The sequence below is a fragment of the Dechloromonas hankyongensis genome, assembly GCF_022012295.1.
Taxonomy (GTDB): Bacteria; Pseudomonadota; Gammaproteobacteria; order Burkholderiales; family Rhodocyclaceae; genus Azonexus; species Azonexus hankyongensis.
Map to the genome: position 1 here is coordinate 266,568 of NZ_JAKLTN010000001.1, position 25,059 is coordinate 291,626.

A 25,059-nucleotide genomic window follows, 5' to 3' on the forward strand; every position below is an offset into this window, starting at 1 on the left:
GTTAGGCGCCGACCGCTTGCATGATGCCGGCAGCCAGCAGGCGGCCGCCACGCTCCAACCCGCTCGCCATACGTCGGTCGGTCGCCGGTGCAGCTTGCCGGGCGGCGACGAGCGCCGCATCGAGCAGGGCCGCCGACGGTTCCGGCCAGATCGCCTCGATACCGCCCATCCGCACGTAGCTCTCGGCACCCGGCGCGAAGATCGGCGAGGTGGCGGCCAGTTCGACCAGGCGTTCGTGGGCGATCTTGGTCACCCGCGCCATGGCGCGCAGGTCCATGACGCGGACCTGGGCGTCGGCCAGGGCATAGGCACGGTCGGCCATCAACCCGAACGACAGGAAACCGCCGCTGACCGCGTTGGCGGTGACCAGGCTGAGCGAGGCGTGTCCCTGGCGGCGCGCCAGGTCGACGCAACTGGCAAGATGGGCCAGGGAGCCGTTAAGGCAGAGCAGTTCCTGGCTGCGCGACAGGGCCTGGCCGCAGGTGTCGACCAGAAAGACCAGCGGCCGGCCGGGATGCTGCTCGACGGTGTCGAGGACGAAATCGGCCAGCGCCAGCGCCATGGCGTGATCAATGGCCGCCGCGTCGGTGGTGCCCAGCACGGCGACCGGGCCGTGCGCGGTCTGCGCTTCGCCGGTAATCACCTGGCCGGCAACCGCGACCGTATGACCGGCCGGAAACAGCGCGTCGAGTATGTCGTTGAGGCTCATGTCGGCAATCCTTCCTTGAGGGCGACCAGGCTATCGCGGTCGAGCAGCGGCACGCTTTCCGGCCGGGCGACGCCGAGCGCCGCCCACACCTCGAGGCCGTCGCGCAGCGCGCCATGGGCGGCGAGGCGGTTTTCCAGAACCCGTTGCCGAGCGCGCAGCGTAGCGACATCCGGGGCAGGCTCGCTCCAAGCAGCGAGGAATTCCATCGTGCCGTTGCGGAAGGCGGCGATGTCGTCGTCGACCAGCGCTGCGCAGTCGCCCATCAGGTAGCGATGCTTGCCGCCGGTCACACGCCAGACCAAGGCACGGTCCTTGGCGTCGAATTCCTCAACGCCGGCGACCGTTTCGATCACTTCGGGACCGGACAGCGCCAGCCGTCCTTCCTCGGAAATGATCACCGCCGAGCACAGCTTGGCGACGATGCCCATGCCGCCAAAGGCGCCACAGCTGCCGCCAACCAGGGCGAGCACCGGGACGCCAGCAGCACGGGCGTCGAGCACGGCGCGCATGATTTCGGAAATGGCGATCAGCCCGGCGTTGGCCTCGTGCAGACGGACGCCGCCAGAGTCGATCAGGAACAGCACGGCGGCCGGCTTTTCAGCAACGGCGCGACGTAGCAGGCCGACGATCTTGGCGCCATGGATTTCGCCGACGGCGCCGCCCATGAACAGCCCTTCCTGGGCGGCAATCAGCACTGGCTGACCACTGAGCTTGGCGCGGCCGATCACGACACCGTCGTCGAAGGCGCCGGGCAAATCGAGCTGTGCCAGGTGCGGGCTGGGCTGCGAGGCGGCCGGTGGCAGGATTTCGGCGAAGCTGCCGGCATCGACCAGCCCGGCGATACGGGCCCGGGCCGTGGCCTCGAACCAGCTATGGCGATTGGCAAGCGACAGGCTCATCGGGCACCTCCCTGGTATTCGGCCAGCGCCTGGGCGAGGCGCAGCGTGACGACGGCCGGCGTCGCTCCCATGTCGTTGATGGCGATGGCGGTCCCGCCGGCCGGGTGGCTGGCAGCGAAGTCGCCGATGACGGCCTGCCAGGTCGTGGCGAAACCGCGCGCCGAGGTCTTGATGTTCACCTCGCAGTGGTCGGCTTGCGCGCCGGGTTGGACGAGGATTTCCAGGTTGCCGGAGCCGACCACACCGCATAGCGCGGGATCAGCAGGCCGGACCCCCGGTCGGGAAGCGAAACGGAATTGAAGAGTTTCCATGGCGGTCACCAGTTGCGGAAGCGGGAAGGAGGGGCGTACAGGCCGCCCGACCAGCGCACCAGGTCCTTGACGGAACGGGCGGCGAGCAGGTCGCGGCTGGCTTGGCGCGGGTCGATGCCGAGGTCTTCGGGGCGGCGAACGATGCCGCGGTCGCGCAGGTTCTCGACCATCGCCTTGTCGCGGGCCATGCCGACCGGCGTAAAGCCGGCGACGCCTCGGATCGCTTGTTCGCGCTCTTCCGGGGTGCGGCAGAGCAAGAGGTTGGCGATGCCTTCCTCGGTCACGATGTGGCTGACGTCGTCACCGTAGATCATGATCGGCGGCAATTCGGCACCCATCGTTTTCTGCAGCTTCCAGGCGTCGAGTTCCTCGACGAAGACCGGCGCCATGTGCTCGCGGAAGGTCTCGACCATCTGCACGACCAGCTTGCGGCCGCGAATGGCGTTCGGCCCGGCCGCCTCGCGCCCGGCCTTGAGCCAGGCCGGGCTGGCGTGGCGGCGGCCATGCGGGTCGGAACCCATGTTCGGCGCGCCGCCGAAGCCGGTGATCCGGCCCAGCGTCGCCGTCGAGCTGTTGCCGGCGAGGTCCATCTGCAGGGTCGAGCCGATGAACATGTCGCAGGCGTAGAGGCCGGCCGTCTGGCTGAATGCCCGGTTGGAGCGCATGCTGCCGTCGGCACCGGTGAAGAAGACGTCGGAGCGGGCGGCGACATAGGCTTCCATGCCGACTTCCGAACCGAAGCTGTGCACCGACTGGACGAAGCCGGATTCGATGGCCGGAATCAGCGTCGGGTGCGGGTTCAGCGCCCAATGCGTGCAGATCTTGCCCTTCAGGCCGAGATCGGCGGCGTAGGTCGGCAGCAGCAGCTCGATCGCCGCCGTGTCGAAGCCGATGCCGTGGTTCAGGCGCGTCACGCCGTACTCGGCGTAGATGCCCTTGATCGCCATCATCGCCATCAGCACCTGGACCTCGGTGATCTGTGCCGGGTCGCGGGTGAAGAGCGGCTCGATGTAATTCGGGCGCGGTGCCTTGACCGTGAAATCGACCCAGTCGGCCGGCACGTCGACACGCGGCAGCCTGTCGAGGCGCTCATTGACCTGGGCGATGACGATGCCGCCCTTGAAGGCGGTGGGCTCGACGATGGCCGGCGTGTCCTCGGTGTTCGGCCCTAGGTAGAGGTTGCCCTCGGCATCCGCCGCCTGCGCCGCGATCAGCGCGACGTTGGGCGTCAGGTCGAGGAAGTAGCGGCCGAACAGTTCGAGATAGGTGTGGATGGCGCCGATCTCGATGCGCTGCTCCTGGACCAGCTTGGCCAGCCGGGCGCCTTGCGGGCCGCTGAAAGAAAAGTCGAGGCGGTTTGCCAGGCCGCGCTCGAAAAGGTCCACATGGCTGGGGAGAGCCAGGACTGACTGGACCAGACTGAGGTGATGGAGACGCGCCGGGTCGCAGTCGGCCAGCGACTCGGCGAGGAAATCGGCCTGCTTCTGGTTGTTGCCTTCGAGGCAGACGCGGTCGCCGGGCTGGATGACGGCTTCGAGCAGGTCGATGATGCGGTCGGCCGGGATTTCGCGTCCGCAGCCCAGGCTCGCCGCCCGTTCGAGGCGGCGCGCCCGGCTTTGGCGCAAGGTGTCCCATTCGCGATGGAGAGGTGCGTTCATGATCTTCGGCCTTTCAGGTGCTCGCGGCGCCCATGATCAGGTCGGGCAGCCAGGTGGCGATGCCGGGGAAGATGCAGAGCAGCAGCACAGCGAGGAACATCAGGGCGAGGAAGGGCATGACGCCCCACACGATGTCCTTCAACGGGATGTCCGGCGCGACGTTCTTGATGACGAAGATATTGAGGCCGACCGGCGGGTGGATGAGGCCCATTTCCATGACTACCGTCATCACGATGCCGAACCAGATCAGGTCGAAACCGGCATCCTTGAGCGGCGGCAGGATGATCGGCGCGGTCATCAGGATGATCGACACCGGCGGCAGGAAGAAGCCGAGCACGACGACAAAGACCAGGATGGCGGCGAGCAGCAGCCACTTCGACAGGTGCATGGCGACGATCCATTCGGCCGCCGACTGGCTGATGTGCAGGTAGCTCATCACGTAGGAATAGAGCAGCGACATGCCGATGATGAACATCAACATGGTCGATTCCTTGAGCGTGCTGTTGAGGATCGGCTTCAGCTGGCTCGGCCGCCACACGCCGTAGATGCCGGCGATCAGGGCGAGGGCCAGGATGCCGCCGAGACCGGCGGTTTCCGACGGCGTCGCGTAGCCGCCGTAGAGCGCGGCCATGACGCCGATCAGCAGCAGCACGAAGGGAATGACGCGCGGCAGCATGCGGGTCTTGTCAGCGCGGGTCATGCGCATTTCGTCGAGGTAGGCCGACTTGGCGCCGCCCGAATGCCAGACGTCGAGCGCCTCGCTGTATTCCTGGCGGAAACGGACCACGGCATAGCCGGCGAAGAGGACGACGAGCAGCAGGCCGGGACCGATGCCGGCGAGGAACAGGCGGCCCAGCGACTGCTCGGCGGCGACTGCGAAGAGGATCATGGTGATCGACGGCGGTAGCAGGATGCCCAGCGTGCCGCCGGCGGCGATGATGCCCGCCGCGAAGCCCGGCGAATAGCCGCGTGAGCGCATTTCCGGGATGCCGGCGCCGCCGATGGCGGAGCAGGTCGCCGGGCTGGAGCCGGCCATGGCCGCGAACAGGGCGCAGGCGAAGACGTTGGCGATGCCCAGGCCGCCCGGAATCTTGTGCATCCAGGCGTGGATCGCCAGGTAGAGGTCGGCGCCGGCCCTTGAGCGGCCGATGGCGGCGCCCTTGAGGATGAACAGCGGAATGGAGAGCAGCGTGATGTTGGCCATTTCCTCGAACACGTTCTGGGTGATCGTGTCGGTGGCGGCGGCAGGCATGAACATCAACATGAACAGCACGGCGATGGTGCCGAGGGCGAAGGCGATCGGGATGCCGGAGAACATCACGACCAGGGTGCCCAGCCCGTACAAAATACCGATGGTGGATTCGGCCATCTCAGTTCTCCTTGCGAACGATGCCGGCGACCAGCTGGAGCAGGAGCTGCAGCGACAACAGGGTCATGCCGAGGGTCATGAAGCCGTAGGGAATCCACAGCGGAGGCGCCCAGGCGGACGAGGTGGTCTGGCCATCGACCCAGGCTTCGTGCAGCAGCAGCATCGATTTCCACGAGAAGAAGCTGCAGAACAGGAAGGACACCAGGTCGCAGAAGATCAGGCGAATGCGGTTGACCAGCGGCGGCAACAGGCTGGCGATCGCCTCGATGCCGATATGGCCGCGTTGCGACTGGACATAGGCGGCGCACATGAAGGTGGCGCCGACCAAGAGAAAGACCGACATTTCGTCCTGCCAGTCGGTCGGGATTTTGAGGAAATAGCGCAGGAAGACGCTGCTGCACAGGATCAGCGAAGCGGCGAGCAGGGCGATCGACGACAGGAACATGATCGCCGTGTTGAGGCCCTGCAGCAGGCGGTTGATGCCGCCGAGGAGGCCGGCGACCGGGAGTTCGGGCGCCTTGACGGCGCCTTCCAGTTCGAAACCGTGGCTCATAGCGTCGCCTCGGCCAGCTTCAGGATGCGGGCGCAGCTTTCGTTCTTGCCGGCGAAGTCCTTCCACGCCGTGTCGCGGGCGATGGCCTGCCATTTCTTCACGGTGGCGTCGGTCATGTCGTAGGCCTTGCCGCCGGCCTTCTGGTACACCGCGGCGACCGCCTGGTCGTCGGCCTTGGCGCCTTCCAGCGCAAAGGCTTCCATCTCGGCGCCGACGGTCATGATCAGGTCCTGCTGGGCCTTGGGCATGCGCTCGAAGACGGCGCGCGAAATGAGCAGCGGCTCGAACATGAACCAATAGGTCTTGCCGCGGCCGGTGGTCAGCGCCTTGCCGACTTCTTCCAGGCGGAAGGAGATCAGGCTGGTGGACGAGGTCATCGCTGCGTCGAGGGCGCCGGTCTGCATGGCGGCGTAGATTTCGTTGGAGGGCAGGGTCAGCACGGTGGAGCCGGCTGCCTTCAGCACCATGTCCATTTCGCGGCTGCCGCCACGGACCTTGAGGCCCTTGGCGTCTTCCGGCTCAACGATGGGCTTGACCCGGCTGGCGACACCGCCGGCCTGCCAGATCCAGCTGACGACCAGCACGCCCTTGTCAGCTAGGATGTTGCTCAGCGCCTTGCCGATTTCGGCCTTCTTCCAGCTCACCGCCTGCTCATAGGAGGTGACGATACCCGGCATCAGGCCGATATTGGTTTCCGGCACTTCGCCGCCGGCGTAGGACAGGGGAACCAGGGTCATGTCCAGGGCGCCCTTGCGCACGGCGCTGAACTGGGCGTTGGTCTTCATCAGTGAGGAGCCGGGATAGACCGTGCCTTTCAGCGCGCCGTTGCTGCGCTTGGCGATTTCGGCCGAGAAACGGCGGCACAGGCGGTCGCGGAAGTCGCCTTCGGTCGCCGTGCCGCCCGGGAATTGGTGGGAAATCTTCAGTTCGCCGGCGGCTTGCGCCCACAGCGGGTTGGGGGACATGGCCAGGGCAGGGGCGGCTGCCAAGCCCTTCAGGATGTTGCGGCGAGTCTCATTCATGGTTTCTCCTCCAGATGGATAGACACTGCAATCGTCGGTGACCCTCGCTGGTCTGCTCATCCGGGCAAGCGGAATACAGGACTCATCTTGTTTGTGTTCAAATATCACCGTTGTGTATACAAGATATGGAATTGTTGAATACTCGTCAACTAATTTCGTATAATTCAATCAACGCCCGTTGCAGGATTTCCGATCATGAACAACCCCGCCGAACTTCCCCCCGCCACCCGCCAGTCCGAAAGGCTGGGCGAGCAGATCGAGGAACGCATCGTCACCGGGGTCTATCCGCCAGGCACTCGCCTCGACGAGCAGGAATTGGCCAACACTTTCGGGGTCTCGCGGACCCCGGTCCGCGAAGCGCTGATCCAGCTGGCCTCGGCCGGCCTGATCGAAATCCGGCCGCGGCGCGGCGCGACGGTGCCGGAAGTGGGCGCCGATCGGGTGTGCGAAATGTTTGAGTTGATGGCCGAAATGGAGGCCATGTGCGGCCGCCTGGCCGCCCGCCGAATCACCCCGACGGAACAGCACGAATTGCAGGAAGCCCACCGCGCCTGCGAAACGGCGCGGGATGCCGGCCAGCCGGATGTCTACTACCAATTGAACGAGGTTTTCCACCAGCGCATCTACGAGGCCAGCCACAACAGCTTCCTCGTCGAGCAGGCCACCGCCCTGCATCGGCGGCTGCGCCCCTACCGGCGCCTGCAGCTACGCGTGCGCAACCGGATGAACACGTCGTTCAACGAGCATCAGGCCATCGTCGATGCCATTATCAAGGGCGACAGCGAACTGGCCTCCGCCCTGCTGCGCTCACACGTGACGGTGCAGGGCGAACGCTTCGCCGACCTGGTCGCCACCCTGCGCGATTTCAACGCCGGCGCCTGAGCCGGCGTAGTCAGCGATTTCAGCCGAGCAGGCTGAACAGCATCTTGGTGGCGAGGAAAGCCAGGAAGGCGCCGAACATCCGCTTCAGCTTCTTCACTGGCAGGCGGTGCGCCAGCTTGGCACCGACCGGGGCCAGCGTGATGCTCATCACCACGATGCCGACGAAGGCCGGCAGGTAGATGTAGCCGAAGGTATGGGCCGGCAGGCCGGCGTCGTTCCAGCCGGCGACGATGTAGCCGATGGCGCCGGCCACCGCGATGGGAAAGCCGAGCGCCGACGAGGTGCCGACGGCCTGGTGGATCGCCACGTTGCAGAACAGCATGAAGGGCACCGACAGGAAGCCGCCGCCCGCCGCCACCAGGCTGGACACCACGCCGATCAGGCCGCCGACGGCGAAGCGCCCGACATCGCCCGGCATCTGGCGATGCGCCTTGGGCTTGAAATCAAGCATCATCTGCAGCGAGGCGTAGTAGACGATGATCACGAAAATGGCCGTCATCGGCCCGGTCGGCACCTGGCCGACGACCAGCGAACCGCCGAAAGTGCCGAGCACGAGGCCCGGCGCCATGCTGCGCACGATGTCCCAGCGCACTGCGCCGTGGGCATGGTGGGCACGCATGCTGGAAATCGACGTAAAGACGATGGTGGCCATCGAAGTCCCCAGCGCCAGGTGCATGACGTGTTCGGCCGGAAAGCCCTGGGCCACGAACAGCATGTACAGGAAGGGCACCAGGGTCAGGCCGCCGCCGACCCCGAACAGGCCGGCCACGAAGCCGCCGAAAATGCCCAGCAAGGGGTAGGTAAGCCACCAGATCGTCATGAATTCTCTGCCATGAGGCGGTTGATCGAAGCCCACTCGTCGGCCGTCACCGGGGTGATCGACAACCGGTTGCCGCGAGCGAGGAGGCGCATGTTAGCAAGTTCCGGCCGGCTGCGCAGTTCGGCCAGCGCCACATAACGCCCTTTACTGACGAAGCGAACGTCTCGCAACAGCCAGCGCGGCTGCTCCGGCGTGGAGTTCGGGTCGTGGTAGGGGCTGGCCGGATCGAACTGCGTGGCGTCCGGATAAGGCTCCGAACAGACCTCGCAGATGCCGGCGATGCCCGGCTCCGCGCAACCGGAATGGTAGAAGAAAGCCAGATCGCCGATGTTCATCGCATCGCGCATGAAATTGCGCGCCTGGTAGTTGCGCACGCCGAACCACGGCACCGTCCCGGCCTTTTCCAGATCGTCGATCGATACCTCGTCGGGTTCCGATTTCATCAGCCAGTAGTGCATCGCCGTACCTCTCGAAATAAAAACGGGTGGCAGACGAATCTGCCACCCGTTGCTTACAACAAAGGTCCCCGCAAGTGCCGTCAGGCCGGCATCCTGAACCTGGGTTCAGAGTGGCTGCGTTCCTCCCGCTTCAGGCACGCTCGCGAAGAGTGCGCACAACAACGGTTTCAACGGTCCGCAACCGATGCCAATCAGCATTGGTTCAAGGAATGTATGGCCTTAACAAACACCGCAGGGAACACTCGGCGGGTGACGCCCGCAACGACCGGTCAGATGTCCAAGCGTTGCTGAGGTGCCAGCACGGCATCCAGCCGCGCTCCCATGTCACCGATTCTACGCTTCGTTTCGGAAGTATCAACCGCTTCCGCAAATTCTGTCGGCAACCCCTCGCCGGCGGCCGACAGGTGTTCGTGCGCGATATTGAGCGCGGCCATGACGGCAACGCGCTCGGCGATAGTGTTCTTGGTGCGCTGGGCGATGTCGCGCATCTTGCCGTCGACCAGATCGACCGCGGCGAGCAGGGCATCACGCTCTTCCGGCGCGCAGGCGACGCGGTATTCGCGGCCCATGATCTTCACGTCGAGAAAATTCGGCTCCAGGCTCATCTCAGGCATCCTCGGGGATCTTGTCCATCAGGCCCTCGAGACGCTCGCGCGCGGCGGTCATCGTCTGGCGCAGATGCAGGCGTTCGGCCTCAGCCGCCGCCATCTGGTTGCGCAAAACCTCGTTCTCGGCACGCAACTGGTGCACCAGGGCAACGACCTGTTCGATCTTGGCTTCGAGCGATTCTAATTCGACGTTCATGGCGCGCACTATAGAGTCAAAAACGCCGCATGGTCAAGGACTAAGCCTTTATTCTCAAAGTGGTTTATAGCAGTTCGCCGTCAGTTCCCTGATGCAGTGCAGCACGGATGAATGTAGAATGCGCGCCGTGTCAGGTGCTGCGTGCGGACTCTCCAAGCGCAGTTAAACGGGAAAGCGGTGCGTCTCCAACAAGACCATTCCGCTGCTGCCCCCGCAACGGTAAGCAAGTGCGGGCGTATCACACAGCCACTGGGTTTTCACCTGGGAAGGCGATACGTCAAGACTTGCGAGCCCGGATACCGGCCTGGGACAAATAGTGGAAGTGCCACGGGGTGGTGGCGCCTGTATCTTGGCCTTTTTCTCCCCATCGCTTCCTTGTCATTGAACCACCGGCATGCGGGGACGCCTGCCGGACGAAGGAAAGCCATGCATTCGCATCTCAAGCCTCTCGCAGCCCTGCTGCCCCTCTGTTTTTCGATTTCCGCAACCGCTCAGCAATTAGCCAGTCTCGACCCGGTAATGGTGACCGCCACGCGCCAACCAATGCGGGCTTCCGAACTGCTTTCCGATATCTCGGTTATTGAAAGCGAAGAGCTCCGCCAGGCAGGCCAATCGACTGTCGGCGATATCCTGTCGCGCCAGCCGGGCATCGAATTCTCGACCAGCGGCAGCAACGGTGCCACAGGCAGCGTGCTGATGCGAGGCACCAGTTCCGGCCACACACTGGTCCTGATCGACGGGATGCGAGTCGGTTCTGCGTCCCTCGGCCAAATGTCCTCCTGGTCACGGATTCCGGCCAGCCTGATCGACCGGATTGAGATTTTGCGTGGTCCCGCCTCGTCGCTCTATGGCAGCGACGCCATCGGCGGTGTTATCCAGATTTTCACCCGGCGTGGTGATGGCCCCATGCGCGTCCATGCCGAAGTCGGCAGCGGCACCTACGACACTTATGCAGGAAACGTCGGCTTTTCCGGCGGCGTCGCCAGATTCCACTACGCGCTGGATGTGTCGGCCTACACCACCGACGGCTTCAGCAATATCCGCAATCCGCGCAATTCGTCCTACAACCCCGATCGTGACGGTTACAATTTCCAGACAGTCAGCGGCGCCCTGTCCTACGACATCGCCAAGGGGCATGAAATCGGTGCGCAGTTCTTTCACAGCGATGGAACGAACCTGTACGACAGCGGCTCATCAAGAGCTACGGCTGCCAAGGATTATCGCAATCAGCTCTCCCTATCGAGCTTCAGCACTTACCTGAAGAACCAGTTCAACTCAAACTGGACCAGTACCGTACGTCTCGGCCACAGCACCGATGACTCGAAGAACCTGACCAATGGCGTACAGAGCAGCCTGTTCCGTACTGACCAGGACCAGTATCTCTGGCAAAACGACCTGAAAACCGGCGTGGGCAATTTCCTGCTCGGCGTCGAGCGTCTGGACCAGAATGTCAGCGGGACAGGCAATTTCCGCGTCAGCAGCCGAAGCATCGACTCCGTTCTGGCCGGCTGGAATGCAAGCTTCCAAGGCCACAGCCTGCAAACCAATGTGCGCTACGACGACAACTCGCAATTTGGCGGCAAGACGACCGGTTCGGCAGCCTATGGCTATCGCTTTACCCAAAACTGGCGCGCCAACATCGGCTACGGCACCGCCTTCAAGGCACCGTCGTTCAACGACCTATACTATCCCCTGAGCTTCGGCTTCCAGGGCAACCCCAACCTGCGTCCGGAATTCGCCCATAACCGGGAGGCGGCGATCCACTTCGAAACAGGCAGCCACCATGTGTCATTAACCTACTTCCTGAACCGGGTCTCCAACCTGATTTCCTGGTCGGGCGTCACCACGCCGGGGAACGTTGGCACTGCGGAATTGGAAGGTTACACGTTGGCCTACGAAGGGCAGGTTGATTCCTTTATTTTGGGTGCTAACTACAACTATCTGGACCCGCGCGACAAAGCGACCGGAAATCAGTTGGCCCGCCGCGCCCAGAATTACGGCGGCGTAAACGTCGGACAGCTAATCGGCCCCTGGGAATGGCGTGTTGAATGGCAAGCTCGCGACCACAGCTACGACACGGATGCCAACACCCGTAAACTGGGCGGCTACAGCCTGACCAACCTCTATGGCGCGTATCATTTCGCCAAGGACTGGAGTGCCTTCGCCCGCGTCAACAACCTGTTCGACAAGAATTACGAACTGGTTGGCGACTTTGGCACACCGGGCTTCAACGCCTTCGTCGGTATTCGTTACAGCCCGAAATAAGCCCCATGCCCACCCGTCACCGCGCCTTCCTGATCCTCGCCAGCCTCGTCCTGCTCACCCTGGCGAGCTTCGGGTTCGCGTTGACGGTCGGCAGCTTCAAGGTTTCCTACATCGATGTATTCACCTCACTGCTCGGGCGCGACGGCGGGGGTGGCGAGATCGTCCTCCAGCTGCGCCTGCCGCGTGCCATCGCCGGTTTTGCCTGCGGCGGCCTGCTGGCGCTGGCCGGTGCGCTGATGCAGGTGCTGTTGCGCAACCCGCTGGCCGATCCTTACGTGCTGGGCATTTCCGGCGGCGCCGGGGTGGGGGCGATGTTCGCCATCCTGATCGGCCTGCCGGTGCTCGGCATCGACGGGCTGGCCTTCGTCGGGGCGCTCGGCGCCATGTTCATCGTCTTTGGGCTGGCGCACGGCGACGGCAGCTGGACGCAGACCCGCCTGCTGCTCACCGGCGTCATCGTCGCCGCCGGCTGCGGCGCGCTGGTCGCCTTGATGCTGGCCATCGCCGATGAGCACAAGTTGCGCGGCATGCTGTTCTGGCTGATGGGCGACCTCGGGCAGAGCAGCCAGTGGTGGCCGGCCCTGCTCGCCCTCGGCGTGGCGCTGGCCCTGGCCATGCCCTTCGCCCGCGAGCTGAACCTGCTGTCGCGCGGCATGATGCAGGCCCAGGCACTGGGCGTGGCGGTGGACCGGCTGCGCTATGCGATCTACCTGCTCGCCTCGCTGGCCACGGCGGCGTCGGTGACGACGGCCGGCTCGATCGGCTTTGTCGGGCTGGTGGTACCGCACCTGGTGCGCCTCGCCACCGGCAACGACCAGCGCCTGCTGCTGCCAGCCTCTGTCCTCGCAGGCGGTTCGCTTCTGGTAGTGGCCGACACGCTGGCCCGCATCCTGATCGCGCCGCAACAGTTGCCGGTCGGTGTGCTGACCGCGCTGATCGGCGTGCCGGTCTTCCTCTTCCTGCTGTCGAGGCAACCGAAATGAGCCTGCTCGAAGCCCGGCAACTACGCGTCACCATCGGCGACAAAACGATCATCGACCGCCTCGACCTCAGCCTGGCCGCCGGCGAACGCTTGGCCATCCTCGGCCGTAACGGTGCCGGCAAATCGACGCTGCTCTCGGTGCTGGCCGGCCTGCGCAAGCCTGCCGCTGGCGCCGTCCTGCTGGATGGCGAAGATGCTGCCCTGTTGCACCCGCGCCAGGCTGCCTTGCGCCGAGCCTGGCTCGGGCAGTTCCAGAACGACCCCTTCGGCTCGACCGTACTGGAAACCGCGCTGACCGGGCGCCACCCACATCTCGGCCGCTGGGACTGGGAAAGCACCAAGGACGCCGATCTGGCCTGCAGCGCCCTGCAGGCGGTCGGTCTGGCCGGCATGGAGGCGCGGCAGATCCACACCCTGTCCGGCGGCGAGCGCCAGCGGCTGGCCATCGCCACGCTGCTCACCCAGGCGGCGCCGCTCTACCTGCTCGACGAGCCGCTGTCCCATCTCGACCTCAACCACCAGATGGCCGCCCTCGAACTGTTCGCCGGCGCGGCCCGCGACTGTGGCGCCGGCGTCGTCATGGTCTTGCACGACCCGGCGCTGGCTCACCGTTTCTGCGACCGCGCCCTGCTCGTCCATGGCGACGGCCGGACCGAAATGGGCTCGGTCGACGACATCCTGACGGCGGCAACGCTGTCCGAACTCTACGGCTACGGCCTGCGGCAGATCGAAGACCGTGGCCATCGCTGTTTCATCCCGGAGTAGAACAATGACCGTTACCCACGAACAACGCATGCAGAAGAAGAAAGCCGTCGTCGACAGCAAGATCGCCGCCTCGCAGGAAGAGCGCGGTGTGCTGGTGATCAACACCGGCAACGGCAAGGGCAAGTCGAGCGCCGCATTCGGCGTTGTCGCCCGGGCGCTCGGCCACGGCCTGAAGGTCGGCGTCGTGCAGTTCGTCAAGGGCCGCTCGGACACCGGCGAAGAAGCCTTCTTCCGCCAGCAGCCGAACGTCGCCTGGCACGTCGGCGGCGAAGGCTTCACCTGGGAAACGCAGGACAAGGAGCGCGATGCCAAGGCGGCGCAGGCCGCCTGGGAAGTCGCTTGCGGCCATTTGAGCAACCCGGACATCGGCCTCGTCGTGCTCGACGAAATGACCTACGCCTTCAAGTACGGCTGGCTCGATCTCGATACCGTCATCGCCAAGCTGCTCTCCCGGCCGCACATGCAGCACGTCATCGTCACCGGTCGCGCCGCGCCGCAAGCCCTGCGCGATGCCGCCGACACGGTGAGCGACATCGGCATGGAAAAGCACGCCTTCCAGGGCGGCATCAAGGCCATGCCCGGCCTCGAATTCTGAGACCGCTCCCGGTGAACGCCCTCCGCCGCCTGGCCCTGTGCGGCCTCCTCCTGCTATCGGCCATCGCCCACGCCGGCGAAATCGACCTGCCAGCCGACGTCCGGGCCGAAGCGCAGATCCTGCGCGGCGAACGCGACAGCTACTGGGAAAAGCGGCTGGTCGTCCGCTTCCCCGAGGCACGGCGCACGCTGTCGACCTCCGACGGCCTGCTCGACGCCCGGGCCGCGCTGAACCACGCCGGCCACCCGCAGCTCTGGCACAAGCTAGGGATCGAGTTCATGGGCCGGGATGGCCGCGGCGGCAAGGCCTATGGCGAATACATCCATACCGGGACGGCCCGCGAGCTGCAACTCGCCAAATCGGCGGTTGCCCACATGGCCACCGCCGCCGACATGGACAACCTGGCAGTGGTCACCAAGCGCCACGGCCTGCTGACGGTGACCGTACTGGCCACCGCGGGGGCCAAATCCAACGCCATCCGCACCGGCGTCGACGCCGGCACTTACATCGAGGGCAGCGAGCCGGCCGGCACCATCAACATCCTGGTCCTGACCAACATCCGGCTCACCGACGCCGCGCTGGCCCGCGCCCTGATCACCGTCACCGAAGGCAAGACCGCCGCCCTGCAGGACCTCCAGGTGGCGAGCACCTACACCCCGGCGGTGCAGGCGACGGGGACCGGCACCGACAGCATCATCGTCGTCTCCGGCATCCAGGGCCCGCAGGCCAGCTACACCGGCGGCCACAGCCGGATCGGCGAACTGATCGGCAAGGCCAGCCATGAGGCTGTGATCGCCGCGCTCGGCAAGCAGAACGGCCTGTTCCTGCCCGGCAGCCAGCGCTTCGCGGCGACCACCGAAACGCCGCCCAAGGCGCCGGAATCCCTGCGTCTCGCCCTGCTGCATCTCGATGCCGTGCCCGGCGACATCGCCGGCAACCGCGCCCGCATCGAGGCCGGCATCGGCGAGGCGATCGGCCGGGGCGCCGACTGGATCGTCACCCCCGAACTGGCCGAAACCGGCTACAACTTCGCCAAGCGCATCGGCACCGACTGGATCGCCCCCTATCCCGACGCCTGGATGAGCAAGCTGGCCGCCATCGCCCGCGACAACCGCGTGGCGCTCTTCGTCGGCTTTGCCGAGCGCGACGCCAAAAGCGACAAGCTGCACAACAGCGTCGCCGTCATCGACCGCGACGGCACGCTGCGCGGCACCTACCGCAAGCAGCGCCCGGTCGGCAGCGTCGAGGCGTGGTCCACAGCCGGCACCGGTGGCGCACCCTTCGTCATCGACGGCATTCCGGTCGGTGTGCTGATCTGCGCCGATACCTGGCGACCGGAACCGGCCGCCCGCCTGCGCGAGCAGGGGGCCGCCATCCTGCTCGCACCATCCGCCTGGCCGCCGGTGGACGGCATGGGGCCGGGCGATGTCTGGGAGCGGCGCAGCGCCGAAACCGGCCTACCGCTGGTCGTCAACAACCGCACCGGCCGCGAGCCGGAACTCGATTTCTCGACCGGCGAAAGCGTCATTGCAACCGGCGGCGAGCGCCGTTTCGTTTTTGCCGCCAAACAGACGCGGCTGTTCTTCGTCGACTGGGATCGTCGGCAGGGTTTCAGCCAGCCGGCGCCATGAACTTGCTCCGTAACACCCTGGCCGGCCTGCTGCTCGGCAGTGTGCCCCTGCTCGCTGCGGCCGCGACCCTGTTCGGCATCGTCACCGAACGCGCCGCGCCGACCGCCATCGAAGCTGCCCACCGCCACCTCGCGAGCCATCCCGGCGACCGTATCGAGCTGCGCACGCCAGCGCAACTGATGGCTGCCAGCGACCGACAGGTGGCGCAGTGGCTGGGCAAGGCCGACGGCGTGCTGGCCGTTTCCGTCTTCGGCGACCCGGCGCGCAAGCTGAAGGACGCGCTGGCCCGCCACGCCCGGCCGCAGATGACACTGCTGGCCATGAACGGCGAGGCCGGCCTGAGCCTGATGTCGCGCAGCGCCGAAGGGGCGTTGGCCGGCTTTCCCGGCGAAACGCTGCGTGACCTGACCCTGGAAAATCCGCCCGCCGCAGCCCTCAGTGCGGCCGCCGCCAACCCCGCCACCCGCCGCTGGCTGGCCGCCCGCCGCATCTGGCAGGCCGGCGGCACCAACAACACGCAGGCCCTGTTCGCCCACCTGCTCGCGCCACGCCAGGCGCTGGCCGCCATCCAGGCGGAGCCGACGCTGCGCGTCCGGGTCGGCCCGCACGAACTGAACGATAGTGCAGCCTGGGGCCAGGGCACCCAGCTCGGCTTGTCGGCAAAACCCACCGTCGTCGTGCTCGACCTCGCCAACATAGAAGCCGCCGCCCCGGCCGCCCTGTGCGCCGCCGTCGAGCGGCGCGGCCAGCCTTGCGTGCAGGTCCTGCCGCGCTGGGGCGGCGCCTCGCGCCAGGCGCTGGAGGGCTTGCCCAAACTGATCGCCCCGGCCAGACCGGCGGCGCTGGTCGTGCTGCAGGATTTCGTCGTCGGCGCCGCCGAAGGGCGCGAGGCGGTCAGCGAAGCGCTCAAACAACTCGACGTGCCGGTGTTCAAGGCCGTCCGCCTGACCGAGCGCGGCGTCACGCAATGGCGCTTGTCGCCGGACGGCCTGCCGGCCGACTCGGTGCAGTACCGCATCGCCTTGCCCGAACTGCAAGGCAGCGGCCAGCCCATCGTCGTCTCGGCACTGGGCAAGGCGCAGGCCGACCGCCTGACCGGCATCGAGACCCGGCCGCCGGTCATGCTCGCCGCCGAAATCGACCGCCTCGCCGCCCGCCTCGACCGCTGGCTGGCCCTGCGCGCCAAGGCCAATGCCGACAAGCGCGTCGCCATCGTCTATTACAACCACCCGCCGGGCCGCCAGAACATCGGCGCCGACAACCTCGACGTGCCGAATTCGCTGTTCGACATGCTCAAGGCGCTGCAGGCCGCCGGGTACGCGACCGGGGAACTGCCCGCCTCGCCGGAAGCGCTGCTCGACCGCATCATGGCGCACGGCGTGAACCTGCCGGAAGACCGCGCCGCGCTGCGTGAACTGGGGCAGTCGGTCGCCCACGTGCCGGCCGCCGACTACGCCCGGTGGTTCGCCACGCTGCCGCCGCGCGTCCGCGACGAAATGACGAACGGCCCGCTCGGTCGCCTGCACGCCGAGGTGCTGGAAGCGGAAGTGGCCGGCGAACGGGCGGTCGGCCGCAAGCGGGTCGATGCCGTGTTGAAGGAGTTGCACCACCTGGTCGAAGGTGCCGACCATCCCCAACGCGACAAGGCCATCCGCGACCTGAAGGCGCTCGAAACCGGCTACCAGGCCTGCCTGGCCGACAAGCCGAACCGACGCTGTGCGGCCCTGGCGCCGTTCGTCCGCCACCTGACCGGCTATGGCATCGAAGGCATGAAGGGCTGGGGCGCCGCCCCCGGCCGCATCATGGTGGACAGTGGCAAACTGCTGGTCCCCGGCCTGCGCTTCGGCAACGTTTTCGTCGGCCCGCAACCGCCGCGCGGCTGGGAAGTCGACGAGGAACTGCTGCACGCCAACACCAGCGTCACGCCGCCGCACCAGTACCTGGCCTTCTACCACTGGCTGCGCGACACGTTCCGGGCCGATGCCGTGGTGCACGTCGGCCGCCACTCGACCTACGAATTCCTGCCCGGCAAGGCGGTCGGCCTGGCCGCCGACGACTATCCGAGCCTGATCGCCTCTGACCTGCCCGGCATCTACCCCTACATCGTCGACGGCGTCGGCGAGGGCACCCAGGCCAAGCGGCGCGGGCTGGCGGTGATGGTCGACCACCTGACGCCGCCGCTCGCCGCGACGCCGCTCTACGACCAGCTGCTGGTTCTCCGGCAGATCGTCGAGAGTTACGAGGCGGCTTCGTCCGAATCGCTGAAGTTGCAGGCGGCGCGGACCATGCGCGAGAAGGTGGTCGAACTGAACCTGAAGGCCGAGCTGGAAGCCTCGATGGCCGACGTGCTGCAGGTGCGCGGCATCGGTTTCGAGGCGGCCGACGACGACCTGCTGGCACACGAGGTCGGCCATTACCTGACCAAGCTGCAGGAAAAGTTCATGCCCTACGGCCTGCACGTCTTCGGCCGGCCGTGGACGCAGCAATCGCTCGATCTGATGCTCGACTCGATGAAGAGGGGCGGCATCGACGACCCGGTGACGGCGCAAAAGCTCAAGGATTCGCCCCACCTCGAAATGCAGGGCCTGCTGGCCGGGCTGGCCGGCCGCTACATCCCGCCGGGCAAGGGCAACGACCCGCTGCGCTCGCCGGAATCGCTGCCCACCGGCCGCAATTTCCACGCCGTCGATGGCGACATCCTGCCCACCCACCTCGGCTACCGGCTGGGTAGCGATCTCGCCACCAAGGCGCTGGCCCGCGGCCGCAATGAGCAAGGTTCAGAGGGGATCATCCTGTGGGCTTCCGACGCCGTGCGCGACGAAGGCGTCATGGTCGGCTTCGCGCTCGCCCTGATGGGCGCCGAGCCGGTATGGAACGCCCGCGGCATCGTCACCGACGTGCGCCTCAAGCCCGACGCCGTGCGCCGCGACGTGGTGGTCACCGCCTCCGGCCTGTTCCGCGACCTCTACCCCAACCTGATCAACCTGATCGACCGTGCCGGCCGCCTGGCCCTGGCCGCCTCCGCCGCCAGCCTGGCCGAGCGCCACCCCGAGCTGAAGGAAGCCCTGGACGCGGCGCTGGCGCCGGTGCCGACGGTCAGCCGCGGCCGCGAAGCGCCGGAAAACAACCGCGTCGCCCGCGAATGGCTGGTCCGCCTGGCCGCCCTCGAACAGGCCGGCCTGCCGCCCGCCGAAGCCGGCCGCGCCGCCGCCCAGCGCATTTTCGGCGATGCGCCTGGCGCCTACGGTACCGGCGTCAATCGCCTGACCGAGCGTTCCGGCGCCTGGCGCGAACGCGACGAGATCGGCCGCGCCTACCGCAACCGCATGGGTCATGCCTACGGCCTCGACGATAGCGGCGAAGCCGCCCATGCCGCCTTCGACACCGCCCTCGACGGCATTGCCCGTACCTACCACGGCCGGGCCAGCAATCTGTACGGCCTGCTCGACAACAACGACGCCTTTGACTATCTTGGCGGCCTGTCGATGGCCATCGAACAACGGACCGGCCGTCCGCCGGAAGCCTACGTCCTGCAGCACGCCGAGCCGGGCCGGGCAGACGTCGAGCCGCTGGCCAGCGCGTTGCTGAGCGAACTGCGCGGTCGCTTCCTCAATCCGGCCTGGCTCAAGCCGCTGATGGGTCATGGCTATGCCGGTGCGCGCACGATGGGCACCGAATTCCTCGAAAACCTTTGGGGCTGGCAGGTGACGCGTCCCGACCTGGTCAAGAACTGGGCCTGGGACGAGGTCAAATCGGTGTATTTCGATGACGCCCACAAGCTGGGCCTGCCGCAATTCCTCGGCCAGGGCCACAACGCCCACGTCAAGGCGCACATGCTGGCCATCTTCATGGTCGCGGCCGAAAAGGGCTTCTGGCAGACCGACTCCGCGACCATCAAGAAGCTGGGCGGCGAGCTGGCCCGTCTGGTCGCCAAGAATGGCCTGCCCGGCAGCGGCCACACCGCGCCCAACCATCCGATGTGGCAATGGCTGGCTCCGCAGCTCGACGCAGCCGATGCGCAGGCGCTGGGCGTCACGCTGGCCAAGGCGCGCGGCGACCTGCTGCCGACCCCGGCGGCGAATGCCACCGGACAGAAGGCCGCGCGCCCGGCGTCATCCGTCGCTGCGCCTGGCACTGCCCCTGACCGGGCGCAGCAAGCCACGCCTGAAACGGCACCCGTCGCCCGTTATTACGAACTGCAAGCCGTCGCCGACACCCCGTCCATCGCCGACCGATTGCTCCACATCCTCGGCCTGCTGGCCGCCACGCTGGCCCTGTTCACCCTCGGCCTGTGGCGCGGCCTGTACGCCCACCGCCTTTCTTCCGGAGAAACCCATGTCTGACGCCACTTCCTTTGCCTGGCTGCACGATGCCGTCACCTGGCTGCTCACCCCGGCCCTTGCTGCCCTGCTCTTCGCCTGTGCCGTGGCCGCCATCGAAGCCGGCATCGCCGTCGGCGAACGTTTCGGCGGCCTGTCCCGCCTGCGCGCCGCCGGCGACGTCGGCGCCCTGCAGAAAATCGCCCGCCACCGGCTGGAACGCGCCGACCTGCTCGCCCGCATCCCGCCCATGCTCGGCCTGATGGCCACCATCATCCCGCTCGGGCCGGGCCTCGCCGCGCTCGGCCAGGGCAATCCGGCGCAGCTGGCCAGCGCCGTCACCGTCGCCTTCGACGCCACCGTGCTCGGCCTGGTCGCCGGCATCGGCGGCCTGGTCGTCGGCAAGCTGCGCCGCCGCTGGTACGAGGAAGCGCTGGAAGCCATGGAGGACGGCCAATGAGCGACCTGCAGCCGAGAAAGCGCCTGCGCCTCTATTCCAAGCTCGACGCCCGCTTCGACGACCACGACGAAGACCCGCGCGCCAGCCTGGTCAATCTGGTCGACGTCATGCTGGTCTTCGCCTGCGGCCTGCTCGCCGCGCTGGCCGCCGGCACGCAAAGCGCCCTGAAGGTGCCGCAGCCGGTCGAGAAGGGCCAGGAAATCGAGCGCCCCGCCGTCGGCGCCCAGCAGGCCGGCAGCGGCTACGACCGGGTCGGCGAAGTGTTCCGCGACCCGAAGACCGGCAAGCTGGTGCTGATCGAACCGGCCAAACCGTAGGAATGCTGCGCCTGCCTTTCCGGCGGCAGGACGCACAGAGCAGTACGCCGGAAACACGCAACAGGTGCTCGCCGCCATACGGCGGCGGGTGAAACGGGAACGGGGTGCGCGATCCGAGCGATCGCAATGCCCCGGCTGCCCCCGCAACGGTAAGCGAGTGCGGATGCGCCATGAAGCCACTGAGTGAAAACTTGGGAAGGCGGTGCGTCAAGACTTGCCAGCCCGGAGACCGGCCTGTCGCTTCGTGCTGTCCGCCTCATGCGGCAGTGATTGCAACGGACCGGCTGCGGGAATGCGGGCGGTCGTTCGATGGAGTTTCACCATGCAGCATCGCCTGTTTTTCCCCGCCGCGCTCGCCGCCCTGGGCAGCGTCGGCAGTGCGCACGCCGCCGGCGTACCGACCTTGCAGGAGGTCACCGTCGCCAGCGGCAGCAAGGACCTGACCGGTGTCGCCGATTCGGCCACCGAAGGCACGGTCACCGCCAAACAGCTGGCCAACCGGCCGCTGCTGCGCCCGGCCGAGGGGCTGGAAACGGTGCCCGGCATGATCGTCACCCAGCACTCCGGCGACGGCAAGGCCAACCAATATTTCCTGCGCGGCTTCAATCTCGACCACGGCAGCGATTTCGCCACCCACGTCATGGGCATGCCGGTCAACATGGCCAGCCACGCCCACGGCCAGGGCTACATGGATCTCAATTTCCTGATCCCCGAGTTAATCGGCGGCATCCAGTACCGCAAGGGCGTCTATGCCGTCGAGGACGGCGATTTCGCCACCACCGGCGCGGCGCGCATCGATTACCTGCGCAAGCTGGACAAGAGCTTCGTCGAACTCGGCATGGGCCAGCACAATTTCCGCCGCCTGCTCGCCGCCGGCGGGCAGAGTCTCGGTGACCTCAACCTGCTCGGCGCAGTCGAAGTCGGCGGCTATGACGGCCCCTGGAACCAGCCGCAGAACCTGGAAAAATACAACGGCGTGCTGCGACTGACCTCGGGCAGCGCGGCCAACGGCTTCGCCCTCACCGGCATGGGCTACAAGGCCGACTGGACGGCCACCGAGCATGTGCCGGAACGCGCCATCACGAGCGGCGAAATCGGCCGCTACGGCGCCCTGTCGCCGAGCGACGGCGGCCGCACGCACCGCCACAGCCTGTCCGGCGACTGGGCGCGGACCACCGAAGCCGGCGCCAGCAAGCTCAATCTCTACGTCATCGACTACGGCCTGAACTACTTCGCCAATCCGTCCGGCTATATCAACGGCGTGCAGGGCGACCAGCACGAGCAGGCCGACGAGCGCACGCTGTGGGGCGGCCAGGTCAAGCACAGCTGGTTCCTCGGGCCGCAATGGAAGGACACCGAGCTGAGCGTCGGCGCCCAGCTGCGCCAGGACCGCATCGGCCTGCTCGGCCTGTACGCCACCGAAAACCGCCAGCGCACGCAGACCATCCGCGAGGACCGCATCCGCGAAACCGCCCTCGCTTTCCTGCTCGACGCCCGCACGCAATGGACCCCCTGGCTGCGCAGCACGCTCGGCCTGCGCCGCGACCAGATCGACGCCCGCGTCACGCCGCTGGCCGGGCAGTTCAACATGAGCAACGGCGGCGACGCCTCGGTCGGGCAGACCAGCCCGAAGGTGGGCCTGGTCTTCGGCCCCTTCGACCTGCTCGGGCCGACCGAGTTCTATGCCAACTGGGGCCGCGGTTTCCACAGCAACGATGCGCGCGGCACGACGGCGCGCAGCAATCCGCAGGACGGCAGCGCGGTCGACGCCGTGCCACTGATCGTCAAGGCCAAGGGCAGCGAACTGGGCGTGCGCACCGCGCCGCTCAAGGGCTGGCACAGCAGCCTGTCGGTATGGCAGATGGACCTCGCCTCGGAACTGGTCTTCATCGGCGACGAGGGTATCACCGAGCCGAAGGGCGCCTCGCGCCGGCACGGTATCGAATGGTCCAACTACATCACGCCGGCCGACGGCTGGATCGTCGATGCCGACATCGCCTGGTCGCAGGCCCGCTTCAAGGAGGCCAACCCGGACAACGGCGGCCGGCGCGTTCCCAACGCCATTCCGCTCACCGCTTCGCTCGGCCTGATCGCCGACCGCGGCCGGTGGTTCGGCGGGCTGCGCCTGCGCTACCTGGGCGCCTATGCGCTGGAGGAAACCGGCGAACAGAAATCGGCCGCCTTCTGGATGGCCAACCTGAAGGCCGGCTACCGCATCACGCCGCAGCTGCAGGTCACGCTCGACGTCCTCAACCTGTTCGACAAGCAGGCCAACGACATCGAATACTGGGGCGGCGCCTGCACCCGCAACGAAGCGATTGGCGGCAGCGGCGGCTGCGGCGCGGGCACGGCCATCGACGGCCGTCTGGTCCATCCGCTCGAGCCGCGCACCTTCCGCATCGGACTGCGCGCCAGCTTCTAGGCGGGCGTCGGGACGTGGTTTATCCAGGGCGGACATGCCGAATGGCTTGCCGCGCCTGGCGAACTCAAGTAATTTGCGGGAATGAACACCAGTCCAGCCAAGGGGGTTGGCGCGCTCGACAACGACGAAATGCTGCTCGTCCTGCAGCAGTCGCTGACCAAAAAGCGCGTCCTGATCGTCGACCGTCATCCGCCGGCGCGCGAGGCGCTGCGCCTGATGCTCGGCGCGCTGGGCGTCACGGCTGTGCATGGCGCCGGTAATTCGGCCGAGGTGATCCGCCAAGTCAAGGGCAACCGCTTCGACATCATCCTGTCCGATTTCGTTCTCGACGACGGCCGCGACGGCCAGCAGTTGCTCGAGGAACTGCGCCATGCCCACCTCATTCCGCTGTCCACGGTGTACATGATCATCACCAGCGAGCGCAGCTACACCAATGTCGTGGCGCTGGCCGAACTGGCGCCGGACGATTACCTGATCAAGCCGTTCACCGCCGAGCAGTTGCAGGGCCGGCTGGTCAAGGTCATCTACAAGAAGCACATCCTGCACCGCATTTACGAGCAGATCGAGCGCGGTGCCCTGCAGGAGGCGATCGCCGCCTGCGACCGGGTCATCCAGCAGCAGCCCTCGTACATGTACGACGCCCTGCGCTTCAAGGGCGAACTGCTGCACCAGTTGGGCAAGACGCGCGAGGCCGAGGAAGTGTTCCGCCGCGTGCTGGAAGGGCGGGTCGTGCCGTGGGCGCGGATGGGCCTGGCCATGGCCCTGCGCGACCGCGGCGCGCTCGACGAAGCCGAGCAGATGGCCGAGCAGGTGACGCAGGAAGCGCCCGACTTCCTGTCGGCCTACGATTTCCTCGCCTCGGTGCATGAAGCGCAGGGCCGGCTGGAGGATGCACAGCACGCCTTGCAGCGGGCGGCCGACGCCTCGCCGCACAACACCTTGCGCCAGCGCATGGTCGGCGACGTGGCGGCGCGCAACAAGGACATGCTGACCGCCGAAAAGGCCTACGGCAAGGTCATCGAGCGCAGCAAGGGGTCCAGCCTGCGGACGGTGGACGACTTCGCCAACCTGTCGCGCGTGCTGGTCGAGCGCGGCCAAGTCGAGGGCTCGCGCAAGATCGCCGCGGAAATGAAGCGCGAATGGCGCGGCGACAAGCAGGCCGAACTGGCCGCCCTGGTCACCGAGACCCTGTGCCTGCATGCCGAGGGGGCCAAGGACAAGGCGCAGGCAATGGTCGCCCAAGCCCTGGAGCTGCAACGCCAGGTCGCCGCCGAAGCGGCGGAAAAGGGCAAGCATCCCTCCCAGCGCCTGGCGGTCGATCTGGCCCATGCCTGCTACGCTACCGGCCAGGCAGGCGAGGGTGCCCGCATCATGCGCCAGGTGGCGGCCGAGAACCACGAGGACCAGCACCTGATCAGCCACATCACCCAGGTCTTCGAGCAGACCGGCCAAGGCGACGCCGGCAAAGCCATCCTCGACGAGGTGGGCAAGGAAATCATCGAACTGAACAACCGCGGGGTCCTGGCGGCGCGCAGCGGTGACCTGGCCGGCGCCGTCCAGCTCCTGATCCAGGCCGCTGAACAGGTGCCCAACCTGCAATTCCTGGTCAATGCGGCCAAGGCCATTTACACCCTGATGGACCAGCAGGGCTGGGACAACGACCTGGCCGCACGGGCGCTCAGCTACCTGCAACGCGCCCAGCGTAAGGACCGCAAGAGTGCCAAGGTGGCCTCGGCTCGCCAGCTGTACATGACGGTGGCCAAGAAATACGGCATGCCCACCGAGAACATCTGAACCGCCTGGCCGGGCCGGCGCCGC

Annotated in this window: 22 protein-coding genes, 1 other RNA gene and 2 riboswitches; of the genes, 11 read left to right on the forward strand and 12 right to left on the reverse strand. The window is 66.8% G+C overall.

From position 1 onward, the window contains the following. Position 1: 1 nt before the first annotated feature. Genes mdcE through dctP form a run of 7 tightly spaced genes read right to left on the reverse strand, consistent with a single transcriptional unit; the run spans position 2 to position 6,521 of the window. Positions 2 to 709, reverse strand: coding sequence for a biotin-independent malonate decarboxylase subunit gamma (gene mdcE / locus LZ012_RS01285; RefSeq protein WP_275706719.1), 708 nt, complete (start codon positions 707 to 709; stop codon positions 2 to 4). Continuing rightward, a complete protein-coding gene (locus LZ012_RS01290; RefSeq protein ID WP_275706721.1) occupies positions 706 to 1,608 on the reverse strand; it encodes a biotin-independent malonate decarboxylase subunit beta in 903 nt (300 codons plus the stop codon). Before LZ012_RS01290 ends, mdcE begins: the two co-directional genes overlap by 4 nt. After that, on the reverse strand, positions 1,605 to 1,919 hold the full coding sequence (mdcC, locus tag LZ012_RS01295) for a malonate decarboxylase acyl carrier protein (protein WP_275706723.1): 315 nt from the start codon (positions 1,917 to 1,919) through the stop codon (positions 1,605 to 1,607). Before mdcC ends, LZ012_RS01290 begins: the two co-directional genes overlap by 4 nt. A gap of 5 nt (positions 1,920 to 1,924) precedes the next feature. Further along, positions 1,925 to 3,577 carry a malonate decarboxylase subunit alpha gene (mdcA, locus tag LZ012_RS01300; RefSeq protein WP_275706726.1) on the reverse strand — a complete coding sequence of 551 codons (1,653 nt, stop codon included), beginning with the start codon at positions 3,575 to 3,577 and terminating at the stop codon, positions 1,925 to 1,927. A gap of 13 nt (positions 3,578 to 3,590) precedes the next feature. Continuing rightward, the gene (locus LZ012_RS01305) at positions 3,591 to 4,946 is read right to left on the reverse strand and encodes a TRAP transporter large permease (protein WP_275706728.1); all 1,356 of its coding nucleotides are present in this window, start codon (positions 4,944 to 4,946) and stop codon (positions 3,591 to 3,593) included. 1 nt (position 4,947) lies between these two features. Then, positions 4,948 to 5,499 carry a TRAP transporter small permease gene (locus LZ012_RS01310; protein WP_275706730.1) on the reverse strand — a complete coding sequence of 184 codons (552 nt, stop codon included), beginning with the start codon at positions 5,497 to 5,499 and terminating at the stop codon, positions 4,948 to 4,950. Then, positions 5,496 to 6,521, reverse strand: a complete 1,026-nt coding sequence (dctP, locus tag LZ012_RS01315) for a TRAP transporter substrate-binding protein DctP (protein WP_275706732.1) — start codon at positions 6,519 to 6,521, stop codon at positions 5,496 to 5,498. Before dctP ends, LZ012_RS01310 begins: the two co-directional genes overlap by 4 nt. Positions 6,522 to 6,716: 195 nt before the next feature. Between dctP and LZ012_RS01320 the strand changes: the two genes are divergently transcribed. Next, a complete protein-coding gene (locus LZ012_RS01320; protein WP_275706734.1) occupies positions 6,717 to 7,403 on the forward strand; it encodes a GntR family transcriptional regulator in 687 nt (228 codons plus the stop codon). Between the two features lie 19 nt (positions 7,404 to 7,422). Here the strand turns inward: LZ012_RS01320 and LZ012_RS01325 are convergent, their stop codons facing one another. The 5 genes from LZ012_RS01325 to LZ012_RS01345 all read right to left on the reverse strand — a co-directional run bounded on the left by LZ012_RS01325 (position 7,423) and on the right by LZ012_RS01345 (position 9,485). Then, positions 7,423 to 8,223, reverse strand: a complete 801-nt coding sequence (locus LZ012_RS01325; protein WP_275706736.1) for a sulfite exporter TauE/SafE family protein — start codon at positions 8,221 to 8,223, stop codon at positions 7,423 to 7,425. Beyond that, entirely contained in the window at positions 8,220 to 8,666 is a 447-nt protein-coding gene (locus LZ012_RS01330; protein WP_275706738.1) for an EVE domain-containing protein, read from the reverse strand. The genes LZ012_RS01325 and LZ012_RS01330 overlap by 4 nt, the downstream gene beginning before the upstream one ends. Before the next feature lie 76 nt (positions 8,667 to 8,742). Next, positions 8,743 to 8,922: non-coding RNA, 6S RNA (gene ssrS / locus LZ012_RS01335), on the reverse strand. A gap of 28 nt (positions 8,923 to 8,950) precedes the next feature. Next, positions 8,951 to 9,286: a cell division protein ZapA gene (locus tag LZ012_RS01340; protein ID WP_275706741.1), complete on the reverse strand. Its 336-nt coding sequence runs from the start codon at positions 9,284 to 9,286 to the stop codon at positions 8,951 to 8,953. A 1-nt stretch (position 9,287) separates the two neighbouring features. Further along, entirely contained in the window at positions 9,288 to 9,485 is a 198-nt protein-coding gene (locus LZ012_RS01345) for a hypothetical protein (protein ID WP_275706743.1), read from the reverse strand. Between the two features lie 115 nt (positions 9,486 to 9,600). Further along, a riboswitch (cobalamin riboswitch) is annotated at positions 9,601 to 9,807 on the forward strand. A gap of 104 nt (positions 9,808 to 9,911) precedes the next feature. On the opposite strand from LZ012_RS01345, the gene LZ012_RS01350 reads away from it, so the two are divergent. From LZ012_RS01350 to LZ012_RS01395, 10 genes are all read left to right on the forward strand, one after another. After that, on the forward strand, positions 9,912 to 11,750 hold the full coding sequence (locus LZ012_RS01350) for a TonB-dependent receptor domain-containing protein (protein ID WP_275706745.1): 1,839 nt from the start codon (positions 9,912 to 9,914) through the stop codon (positions 11,748 to 11,750). A gap of 5 nt (positions 11,751 to 11,755) precedes the next feature. After that, positions 11,756 to 12,733: a FecCD family ABC transporter permease gene (locus LZ012_RS01355; RefSeq protein WP_275706747.1), complete on the forward strand. Its 978-nt coding sequence runs from the start codon at positions 11,756 to 11,758 to the stop codon at positions 12,731 to 12,733. Further along, positions 12,730 to 13,497 (forward strand): ABC transporter ATP-binding protein, encoded by a 768-nt coding sequence (locus tag LZ012_RS01360; RefSeq protein WP_275706749.1) that lies wholly within the window; start codon positions 12,730 to 12,732, stop codon positions 13,495 to 13,497. The genes LZ012_RS01355 and LZ012_RS01360 overlap by 4 nt, the downstream gene beginning before the upstream one ends. 4 nt (positions 13,498 to 13,501) lie before the next feature. Beyond that, positions 13,502 to 14,092: a cob(I)yrinic acid a,c-diamide adenosyltransferase gene (gene cobO / locus LZ012_RS01365; protein WP_275706751.1), complete on the forward strand. Its 591-nt coding sequence runs from the start codon at positions 13,502 to 13,504 to the stop codon at positions 14,090 to 14,092. 11 nt (positions 14,093 to 14,103) lie between these two features. Further along, positions 14,104 to 15,723: an adenosylcobinamide amidohydrolase gene (locus tag LZ012_RS01370; protein ID WP_275706753.1), complete on the forward strand. Its 1,620-nt coding sequence runs from the start codon at positions 14,104 to 14,106 to the stop codon at positions 15,721 to 15,723. After that, complete coding sequence (locus LZ012_RS01375; protein WP_275706755.1) at positions 15,720 to 20,066, forward strand: cobaltochelatase subunit CobN; 4,347 nt, start codon at positions 15,720 to 15,722, stop codon at positions 20,064 to 20,066. Before LZ012_RS01370 ends, LZ012_RS01375 begins: the two co-directional genes overlap by 4 nt. Then, positions 20,059 to 20,502 carry a MotA/TolQ/ExbB proton channel family protein gene (locus LZ012_RS01380; protein WP_275706757.1) on the forward strand — a complete coding sequence of 148 codons (444 nt, stop codon included), beginning with the start codon at positions 20,059 to 20,061 and terminating at the stop codon, positions 20,500 to 20,502. The genes LZ012_RS01375 and LZ012_RS01380 overlap by 8 nt, the downstream gene beginning before the upstream one ends. Then, the gene (locus LZ012_RS01385; RefSeq protein ID WP_275706760.1) at positions 20,499 to 20,819 is read left to right on the forward strand and encodes a DUF2149 domain-containing protein; all 321 of its coding nucleotides are present in this window, start codon (positions 20,499 to 20,501) and stop codon (positions 20,817 to 20,819) included. Before LZ012_RS01380 ends, LZ012_RS01385 begins: the two co-directional genes overlap by 4 nt. Before the next feature lie 45 nt (positions 20,820 to 20,864). Then, positions 20,865 to 21,071: riboswitch (cobalamin riboswitch) on the forward strand. 70 nt (positions 21,072 to 21,141) lie between these two features. Next, a complete protein-coding gene (locus LZ012_RS01390; RefSeq protein ID WP_275706762.1) occupies positions 21,142 to 23,241 on the forward strand; it encodes a TonB-dependent receptor in 2,100 nt (699 codons plus the stop codon). An 81-nt stretch (positions 23,242 to 23,322) separates the two neighbouring features. Continuing rightward, positions 23,323 to 25,035: a response regulator gene (locus LZ012_RS01395; protein ID WP_275706764.1), complete on the forward strand. Its 1,713-nt coding sequence runs from the start codon at positions 23,323 to 23,325 to the stop codon at positions 25,033 to 25,035. Positions 25,036 to 25,059: the final 24 nt, after the last annotated feature.

Bases quoted from the DNA above. Each gene is read 5' to 3' on its own strand.
- cobO (WP_275706751.1), top strand. From the start codon at position 13,502: ATGACCGTTACCCACGAACAACGCATGCAGAAGAAGAAAGCCGTCGTC.
- LZ012_RS01290 (WP_275706721.1), bottom strand. From the start codon at position 1,608: ATGAGCCTGTCGCTTGCCAATCGCCATAGCTGGTTCGAGGCCACGGCC.
- LZ012_RS01385 (WP_275706760.1), top strand. From the start codon at position 20,499: ATGAGCGACCTGCAGCCGAGAAAGCGCCTGCGCCTCTATTCCAAGCTC.
- LZ012_RS01390 (WP_275706762.1), top strand. From the start codon at position 21,142: ATGCAGCATCGCCTGTTTTTCCCCGCCGCGCTCGCCGCCCTGGGCAGC.
- LZ012_RS01360 (WP_275706749.1), top strand. From the start codon at position 12,730: ATGAGCCTGCTCGAAGCCCGGCAACTACGCGTCACCATCGGCGACAAA.
- LZ012_RS01375 (WP_275706755.1), top strand. From the start codon at position 15,720: ATGAACTTGCTCCGTAACACCCTGGCCGGCCTGCTGCTCGGCAGTGTG.
- LZ012_RS01320 (WP_275706734.1), top strand. From the start codon at position 6,717: ATGAACAACCCCGCCGAACTTCCCCCCGCCACCCGCCAGTCCGAAAGG.
- LZ012_RS01345 (WP_275706743.1), bottom strand. From the start codon at position 9,485: ATGAACGTCGAATTAGAATCGCTCGAAGCCAAGATCGAACAGGTCGTT.
- LZ012_RS01350 (WP_275706745.1), top strand. From the start codon at position 9,912: ATGCATTCGCATCTCAAGCCTCTCGCAGCCCTGCTGCCCCTCTGTTTT.
- LZ012_RS01305 (WP_275706728.1), bottom strand. From the start codon at position 4,946: ATGGCCGAATCCACCATCGGTATTTTGTACGGGCTGGGCACCCTGGTC.
- LZ012_RS01325 (WP_275706736.1), bottom strand. From the start codon at position 8,223: ATGACGATCTGGTGGCTTACCTACCCCTTGCTGGGCATTTTCGGCGGC.
- mdcA (WP_275706726.1), bottom strand. From the start codon at position 3,577: ATGAACGCACCTCTCCATCGCGAATGGGACACCTTGCGCCAAAGCCGG.
- dctP (WP_275706732.1), bottom strand. From the start codon at position 6,521: ATGAATGAGACTCGCCGCAACATCCTGAAGGGCTTGGCAGCCGCCCCT.
- LZ012_RS01310 (WP_275706730.1), bottom strand. From the start codon at position 5,499: ATGAGCCACGGTTTCGAACTGGAAGGCGCCGTCAAGGCGCCCGAACTC.
- LZ012_RS01330 (WP_275706738.1), bottom strand. From the start codon at position 8,666: ATGAAATCGGAACCCGACGAGGTATCGATCGACGATCTGGAAAAGGCC.
- mdcE (WP_275706719.1), bottom strand. From the start codon at position 709: ATGAGCCTCAACGACATACTCGACGCGCTGTTTCCGGCCGGTCATACG.
- LZ012_RS01340 (WP_275706741.1), bottom strand. From the start codon at position 9,286: ATGAGCCTGGAGCCGAATTTTCTCGACGTGAAGATCATGGGCCGCGAA.
- LZ012_RS01395 (WP_275706764.1), top strand. From the start codon at position 23,323: ATGAACACCAGTCCAGCCAAGGGGGTTGGCGCGCTCGACAACGACGAA.
- LZ012_RS01380 (WP_275706757.1), top strand. From the start codon at position 20,059: ATGTCTGACGCCACTTCCTTTGCCTGGCTGCACGATGCCGTCACCTGG.
- mdcC (WP_275706723.1), bottom strand. From the start codon at position 1,919: ATGGAAACTCTTCAATTCCGTTTCGCTTCCCGACCGGGGGTCCGGCCT.
- LZ012_RS01355 (WP_275706747.1), top strand. From the start codon at position 11,756: ATGCCCACCCGTCACCGCGCCTTCCTGATCCTCGCCAGCCTCGTCCTG.